At 72.5% G+C, this 6709-nt stretch carries 5 protein-coding genes and 1 pseudogene; 5 read left to right on the forward strand and 1 reads right to left on the reverse strand.

Going from position 1 to position 6709, the window contains the following annotated elements:
• Nucleotides 1-34 precede the first annotated feature (34 nt).
• The gene (locus CCN42_RS26630) at nucleotides 35-403 is read right to left on the reverse strand and encodes a cupin domain-containing protein (RefSeq protein WP_086739403.1); all 369 of its coding nucleotides are present in this window, start codon (nucleotides 401-403) and stop codon (nucleotides 35-37) included.
• A gap of 242 nt (nucleotides 404-645) precedes the next feature.
• Between CCN42_RS26630 and CCN42_RS26635 the strand changes: the two are divergent.
• The 5 genes and pseudogenes from CCN42_RS26635 to rbsD all read left to right on the forward strand — a co-directional run bounded on the left by CCN42_RS26635 (nucleotide 646) and on the right by rbsD (nucleotide 6547).
• A pseudogene (locus tag CCN42_RS26635) lies at nucleotides 646-1672 on the forward strand (LacI family DNA-binding transcriptional regulator).
• On the forward strand, nucleotides 1669-3195 hold the full coding sequence (locus tag CCN42_RS26640; protein ID WP_086739405.1) for a sugar ABC transporter ATP-binding protein: 1527 nt from the start codon (nucleotides 1669-1671) through the stop codon (nucleotides 3193-3195). The pseudogene CCN42_RS26635 and the gene CCN42_RS26640 overlap by 4 nt, the downstream one beginning before the upstream one ends.
• The gene (locus CCN42_RS26645) at nucleotides 3185-5125 is read left to right on the forward strand and encodes an ABC transporter permease/substrate-binding protein (RefSeq protein ID WP_086739407.1); all 1941 of its coding nucleotides are present in this window, start codon (nucleotides 3185-3187) and stop codon (nucleotides 5123-5125) included. Before CCN42_RS26640 ends, CCN42_RS26645 begins: the two co-directional genes overlap by 11 nt.
• A gap of 133 nt (nucleotides 5126-5258) precedes the next feature.
• Entirely contained in the window at nucleotides 5259-6161 is a 903-nt protein-coding gene (locus tag CCN42_RS26650) for a ribokinase (RefSeq protein ID WP_086739409.1), read from the forward strand.
• Nucleotides 6158-6547: a D-ribose pyranase gene (gene rbsD / locus CCN42_RS26655; RefSeq protein WP_086739411.1), complete on the forward strand. Its 390-nt coding sequence runs from the start codon at nucleotides 6158-6160 to the stop codon at nucleotides 6545-6547. Before CCN42_RS26650 ends, rbsD begins: the two co-directional genes overlap by 4 nt.
• Nucleotides 6548-6709: the final 162 nt, after the last annotated feature.

A 6709-nucleotide genomic window follows, 5' to 3' on the forward strand; every position in this document is an offset into this window, starting at 1 on the left:
CGGGGCGGGGGGACGGTCCGAAACCGCCCGGGGTTCAGCCGCCCGTCTGCGACACCACGTGGTCGATGACCTTCTCGAACTCCTCCGTGGGCGAGAACTCCACCAGTTCGCAGTCCTCCTCGACCACGGGGACGTGGCCCGGTGACCAGTAGTACGCCTGGCCCGCCTCGTAGGTCTCCTCGCCCCCGGCCGTGCGCATGCGGATACGGCCCTTCAGGACGTAGCCCCAGTGTGGGCACTGGCAGGCGTCGTCGGGCATGCCCTTGAGGGCCGGGCCCATGTCCGTGCCCTGGGGCAGGGTGAGGTAGCCGATGGACATGCCGCCCCCGATGGGCTTCACGCGCAGTTCCAGTCCGTCGCCCGCCAGTGCGACGGGGACGTCGTTCCGAGTCGCGGACGTCATGGCGCTCCTCCGCTTCCGGTCCGTACGGGCGGAAGGACGGACCTTGACGACTCCCTGCTTCCAGCCTGGTCCCGGTGCGCCCGGCCCGCGACCCGGGCTCCGCTCATGTGAGCGCCGTACATCACGATCCTGTCTCGGCATCTCGTCGAGGGCTTGAACAATGCCCGTGTAATCGATTCCAATCGTCCGCACAGGTCGATGTAATCGATTCCATGAGCTTTCCACGAGGAGGTGGACAGGCGATGGCGAGCATCAAGGACGTCGCCGCCGAGGCCGGCGTCTCCGTCGCCACGGTGTCGCGGGTGCTNNCGGGTGCTGAACGAGCACCCGTCCGTCAGCGCCGAGGCACGCGCGCGCGTGCTGGCCGCCGTCGACGCGCTGGGGTACCGGCCGAACGCCGTCGCCCGGTCGCTGCGCACCGACCAGACCCGCACCCTCGGACTGGTCATCAGCGACGTGCTGAATCCCTACTTCACCGAGCTGGCGCGATCCGTGGAGGAAGAGGCGCGCGCGCTCGGGTACAGCGTCATCATCGGCAACGCCGACGAGCGGCCGGACCTCCAGGACCATCACGTGCGGACGTTGCTCGACCGGCGGATCGACGGGCTGCTGGTGTCTCCCACCGACGGTGGGTCGCCGTTGATGCTGGACGCCGCGCGGGCCGGTACGCCCATGGTGTTCGTCGACCGGTGGATCCCCGGTGTCGACGTGCCCGTCGTACGGGCCGACGGTCGCGCCGCCGTGCGGGATCTCGTCGCGCACCTGCACGGGCTGGGGCACCGGAGGCTCGCCATCATCGCGGGGCCGGCGGCCACCACGACCGGCAGCGAGCGTGTGGACGCGTTCCGCGAGGCACTGGCCGAGTACGGGCTGCCGTTGCCCGGCGAGTACATCGGGCAGGGCGACTTCCAGGCGGAGAGCGGGCGGCGGGTCACCGAGGGGTTCCTCGACCTGCCCGAGCCGCCCGAGGTCGTCTTCGCGGCCGACAACCTGATGGCGCTCGGCGCGCTGGACGCCGTCCGCGCGCGTGGGCTGCGGGTGCCCGAGGACATCGGGCTCGCCGCCTTCGACGACATCCCGTGGTTCGTGCACACCGATCCGCCCATCACCGCCATCGCCCAGCCCACGGGCGAGCTGGGGCGGGCCGCCGTGCGCGCGCTGGTGGACCGCATCGAGGGACGGCCCCCGCAGTCCGTCACCCTCCCCGCCCGGCTCGTCGTACGCCGCTCGTGCGGCGAGTCCCCCGCTGAGAAGAGGAGCCGGCCGTGAGCGACGACCCGCAGGAGTTGCTGCGTATCGAGGGGATCCGGAAGGTCTTTCCGGGCGTGGTCGCGCTGGACGGCGTCGACTTCGACCTGCGCCGGGGCGAGGTGCACGTGCTGCTCGGCGAGAACGGGGCGGGCAAGAGCACCCTCATCAAGATGCTCTCCGGTGCCCACCGGCCCGACGCCGGGCGCATCCTGGCCGGCGGCGAGGAGGTGCGCATCCACGGGGCGCAGGACGCCGAGCGGCTCGGGATCGCCACCATCTACCAGGAGTTCAACCTCGTTCCCGATCTCACCGTCGCCGAGAACATCTTCCTGGGGCGTCAGCCGCGCCGCCTGGGGATGATCGACCGGAAGCGGATGGAGGCCGAGGCCGCCGTCCTGCTGGAGCGGGTCGGGGTGAACGTGTCGCCACGCGCGCGCGTGCGTGAACTGGGCATCGCCCGGCTCCAGATGGTCGAGATCGCCAAGGCCCTCAGTCTGGACGCGCGCGTGCTGATCATGGATGAGCCGACCGCTGTGCTGACCAGCGAAGAGGTCGAGAAACTGTTCGCCATCGTGCGCTCGCTGCGCGCGGACGGTGTCGGCGTCGTCTTCATCACGCATCACCTGGAGGAGATCGCCGCTCTCGGGGACCGGGTGACCGTCATCCGGGACGGGCGCAGTGTCGGGCAGGTTCCGGCGTCCACGCCCGAGGACGAACTCGTACGCCTGATGGTGGGGCGGTCGATCGAGCAGCAGTACCCGCGGGAGCGGGCGGAGACCGGGCCTGTGCTGCTGTCGGTGGAAGGCCTCACCAGGGACGGTGTCTTCCACGACGTCGGCTTCGAGGTGCGGGCGGGTGAGGTCGTCGGCATCGCGGGGCTCGTGGGCGCCGGGCGGACGGAGGTCGTGCGGGCCGTGTTCGGCGCGGACCCGTACGACAAGGGCGCGGTGAAGGTCTCGGGCACCGCGCTCAGGCGGCACGACGTGAATGCCGCCATGGCCGCCGGGATCGGGCTCGTCCCCGAGGACCGCAAGGGGCAGGGCCTGGTGCTGGACGCCTCCGTCGAGGAGAACCTGGGGCTGGTGACCCTGCGGAAGGCGACCCGCGCGGGGCTCGTCGACCTCAAGGGGCAGCAGGAGGCCGCCGCGCGGATCGCGCGGCAGCTGGGCGTGCGGATGGCGGGTCTCGGCCAGCGTGTGCGCACGCTGTCCGGCGGCAACCAGCAGAAGGTCGTCATCGGCAAGTGGCTGCTCGCCGACACCAAGGTGCTCATCCTCGACGAGCCGACGCGCGGCATCGACGTCGGCGCGAAGGTCGAGATCTATCAGCTGATCAACGAGCTGACGGCAGCGGGCGCCGCCGTCCTGATGATCTCCAGCGATCTGCCGGAGGTCCTCGGGATGAGCGACCGCGTCCTGGTCATGGCGCAGGGCCGGATCGCCGGTGAACTCCCCGCCGAGCGGGCCACGCAGGACGCCGTCATGGCGCTCGCCGTCAGCACCCCCAGCAACACGGAAACGGAGGCCTCCCGTGGCCACTGACACGCTCAAGAGCACCTCGGGCGGCCCGGCCGGGCTGCGCCGCGTGCTGCTCGACAACGGCGCGCTGACCGCGCTGATCGTCCTCGTCGTCGCGCTGTCCGCGCTGTCCGGGGACTTCCTGACCACGGACAACCTGCTCAACATCGGTGTCCAGGCGGCCGTCACGGCGATCCTCGCGTTCGGTGTCACCTTCGTCATCGTCTCGGCGGGCATCGATCTGTCGGTCGGCTCGGTGGCGGCGCTGTCCGCGACGGTCCTCGCCTGGAGCGCGACCAGCGAGGGTGTGCCGGTGCCCCTGGCGGTGCTGCTCGCCGTCGCCACGGGCATCGGCTGCGGCCTGGTGAACGGCTTCCTGATCTCGTACGGCAAACTCCCGCCGTTCATCGCGACCCTGGCCATGCTGTCGGTGGCCCGCGGCCTGTCCCTGGTGATCTCGCAGGGCTCCCCGATCGCCTTCCCGGAGTCCGTCTCGCACCTCGGTGACACGCTGGGCGGCTGGCTGCCGGTGCCGGTGCTGGTCATGGTGGTGATGGGGCTGCTGACGGCGTTCGTGCTGGGACGGACGTACATCGGGCGTTCCATGTACGCGATCGGCGGCAACGAGGAGGCGGCGCGCCTCTCCGGACTGCGGGTGAAGAAGCAGAAGCTGGCGATCTACGCGCTGTCCGGGCTGTTCGCGGCGGCGGCCGGCATCGTGCTGGCCTCCCGGCTCTCCTCGGCGCAGCCGCAGGCCGCGCAGGGTTACGAGCTGGACGCCATCGCGGCGGTCGTCATCGGCGGCGCCTCGCTGGCGGGCGGCACCGGCAAGGCGTCCGGGACGCTGATCGGCGCGCTGATCCTGGCGGTGCTGCGCAACGGGCTGAACCTGCTGTCGGTCTCCGCGTTCTGGCAGCAGGTCGTCATCGGTGTCGTGATCGCGCTGGCGGTGCTGCTGGACACGGTGCGGCGCAAGGCGGGGGCGACCCCGGTGACCGCGGGTGGCGGCGGCGACAAGGGCCGGCAGGCGCTGACGTACGTCCTCGCGGCCGTGGTCGCGGCGGCGGTCGTCGGTGCGACGTCGCTGCTGCACGGCGGCTCGTCGGCGGCGAAGCCGGAGAAGATCGGGCTGTCCCTCTCCACGCTCAACAACCCGTTCTTCGTGCAGATCCGGGAGGGCGCGCAGGAGCGGGCGGAGCAGCTCGGTGTCGACCTGACCGTCACGGACGCCCAGAACGACGCCTCCCAGCAGGCCAACCAGTTGCAGAACTTCACCAGCGAGGGTGTCGGCTCGATCATCGTCAACCCGGTGGACTCCGACGCGGCGGGCCCCTCGGTCCGGGCCGCCGGCGAGGCGGACATTCCCGTGGTGGGCGTCGACCGGGGCGTCAACAAGGCCGACACGGCGGCACTGGTCGCCTCCGACAACGTCGAGGGCGGCAGGCTCGGTGCGCGAGCGCTCGCCGAGAAGCTGGGCGGCAAGGGCACCATCGTCATCCTCCAGGGCCAGGCGGGCACGTCCGCCAGCCGGGAGCGGGGCGCGGGCTTCGCGGCCGGGCTGAAGGAGTTCCCGGGCATCAGGGTCGTCGCCGAGCAGCCCGCGGACTTCGACCGCACCAAGGGCCTCGACGTGATGACGAACCTGCTCCAGGCGCACCCCGACATCGACGGGGTGTTCGCCGAGAACGACGAGATGGCGCTCGGCGCGATCAAGGCGCTCGGCGCGAAGGCCGGGAAGTCCGTCCAGGTCGTCGGCTTCGACGGCACGCCGGACGGTCTGAAGGCGGTCGAGGCGGGGACGCTGTACGCCTCCGTCGCGCAGCAGCCGAAGGAGCTGGGCCGGATCGCGGTGGACAACGCGCTGCGGGCGGCCGACGGCGAGCGGACCGCGGAGCTGGTGAAGGTGCCGGTCAAGGTGGTCACCAAGGAGAACGTGGCCGGATTCGGCGGCTGAGCCGGCCGCGGCCGGGACACCACGGCCGGGACGACGTGGCCCGCTTCTGCGGGCGAGTCACGGCAAGGGGCGGGCGGGCGTCGTACGGTGACGACGACCGCCCGCCCCGATCCGCTACCAGGGGAGAGATGTGATGAACGACTACGACCTGCTGGTCGTGGGGTCGGCCAACGCCGATCTGGTGATCGGCGTGGAGCGCCGGCCGGGCCCCGGAGAGACGGTGCTCGGTTCCGACCTGGCGGTCCACCCGGGCGGCAAGGGCGGCAACCAGGCCGTCGCGGCGGCCCGGCTCGGCGCGCGTACGGCGCTGCTGGCCCGGGTCGGCGACGACGCCCACGGCCGGCTGCTGCTGGACGCGCAGCGGGCCGCCGGGGTCGACACGGTGGGCGTGCTGGTCGGCGGCGCGCCGACCGGTGTCGCGCTGATCACCGTCGACCCGTCCGGTGACAACAGCATCGTGGTCTCGCCGGGCGCCAACGGGCGGCTGACCCCCGACGACATCCGGGCGGCGGTGAGCCTCTTCCACGCCTCCCGGGTGGTCTCGGCGCAGCTGGAGATCCCGCTGGAGACGGTGGTGGAGGTCGTCCGGAACCTTCCCCCGGACAGCCGTTTCGTCCTCAACCCCTCGCCGCCGCGCCCGCTCCCCACGGAGGTGCTGGCCGCCTGTGACCCGCTGATCGTCAACGAGCACGAGGCGAAGGTGCTGCTCGGCGACGCGAGGGTGAGCGAGGAGCCCGAGGACTGGGCGCGGCTGCTGCTCGCCAAGGGGCCCCGGTCGGTGGTGGTGACGCTGGGCGCGGCGGGCGCGCTGGTGGCGTCGTCCGACGGGGTCGCCCGGGTGCCGTCGGTGAAGGTGGAGGCCGTGGACACCACGGGTGCGGGTGACGCGTTCACCGCGGCGCTGGCGTGGCGGCTGGGGACCGGGGAGCCGCTCGCGGAGGCGGCGGCGTACGCGGCCCGCGTCGGCGCGGTGGCCGTCACCCGTGCCGGCGCGCAGGAGTCGTATCCGACCGCGGCGGAGGTCGCGGAGCTGTGAAGAGGGCGGGCATTCTCAACCGCCCGCTGGCCGGGGCGCTGGCCGGCCTCGGCCACGGTCACGGGGTGCTGGTGTGCGACGCCGGGATGCCGATACCCGACGGCCCGGACGTGGTCGACCTGGCCTTCCGGGCCGGGGTGCCGTCCTTCGCGCAGGTGCTGGAGGGTCTGCTGGACGAGCTGGTCGTGGAGGGCGCGACGGCGGCGACCGAGGTGCGGGACGCGAATCCGGCGGCGGCCCGGCTGCTGGCGGACCGCTTCCCCGGGCTGTCGCTGGTCCCGCACGAGCGGTTGAAGGAGCTGTCGGCGGGCGCGCGGCTGGTCGTCCGCACCGGGGAGGCCCGGCCGTACGCGAACGTGCTGCTGCGGTGCGGGGTGTTCTTCTAGGGGGTGTCGGCTGGCGCAGCCCGGCTGGGCGCCCCTCGACCTACCCGAACGGGGTCTGGTGCTGCGCGTGCCAGACCCCGCGAGGCCGGGGTGATCCGGACGACAGGATCCGGGGGCGAGCCCGGTCGGAGATGCTTCGAGGGGCCCGGTCGCGACCGGGCC

Source organism: Streptomyces glaucescens (assembly GCF_002154375.1).
GTDB lineage: Bacteria > Actinomycetota > Actinomycetes > Streptomycetales > Streptomycetaceae > Streptomyces > Streptomyces glaucescens.

What these genes read in the sequence shown, in the direction of transcription:
- CCN42_RS26630 (WP_086739403.1), bottom strand. Translation starts at nt 403, where the DNA reads ATGACGTCCGCGACTCGGAACGACGTCCCCGTCGCACTGGCGGGCGAC.
- CCN42_RS26650 (WP_086739409.1), top strand. Translation starts at nt 5,259, where the DNA reads ATGAACGACTACGACCTGCTGGTCGTGGGGTCGGCCAACGCCGATCTG.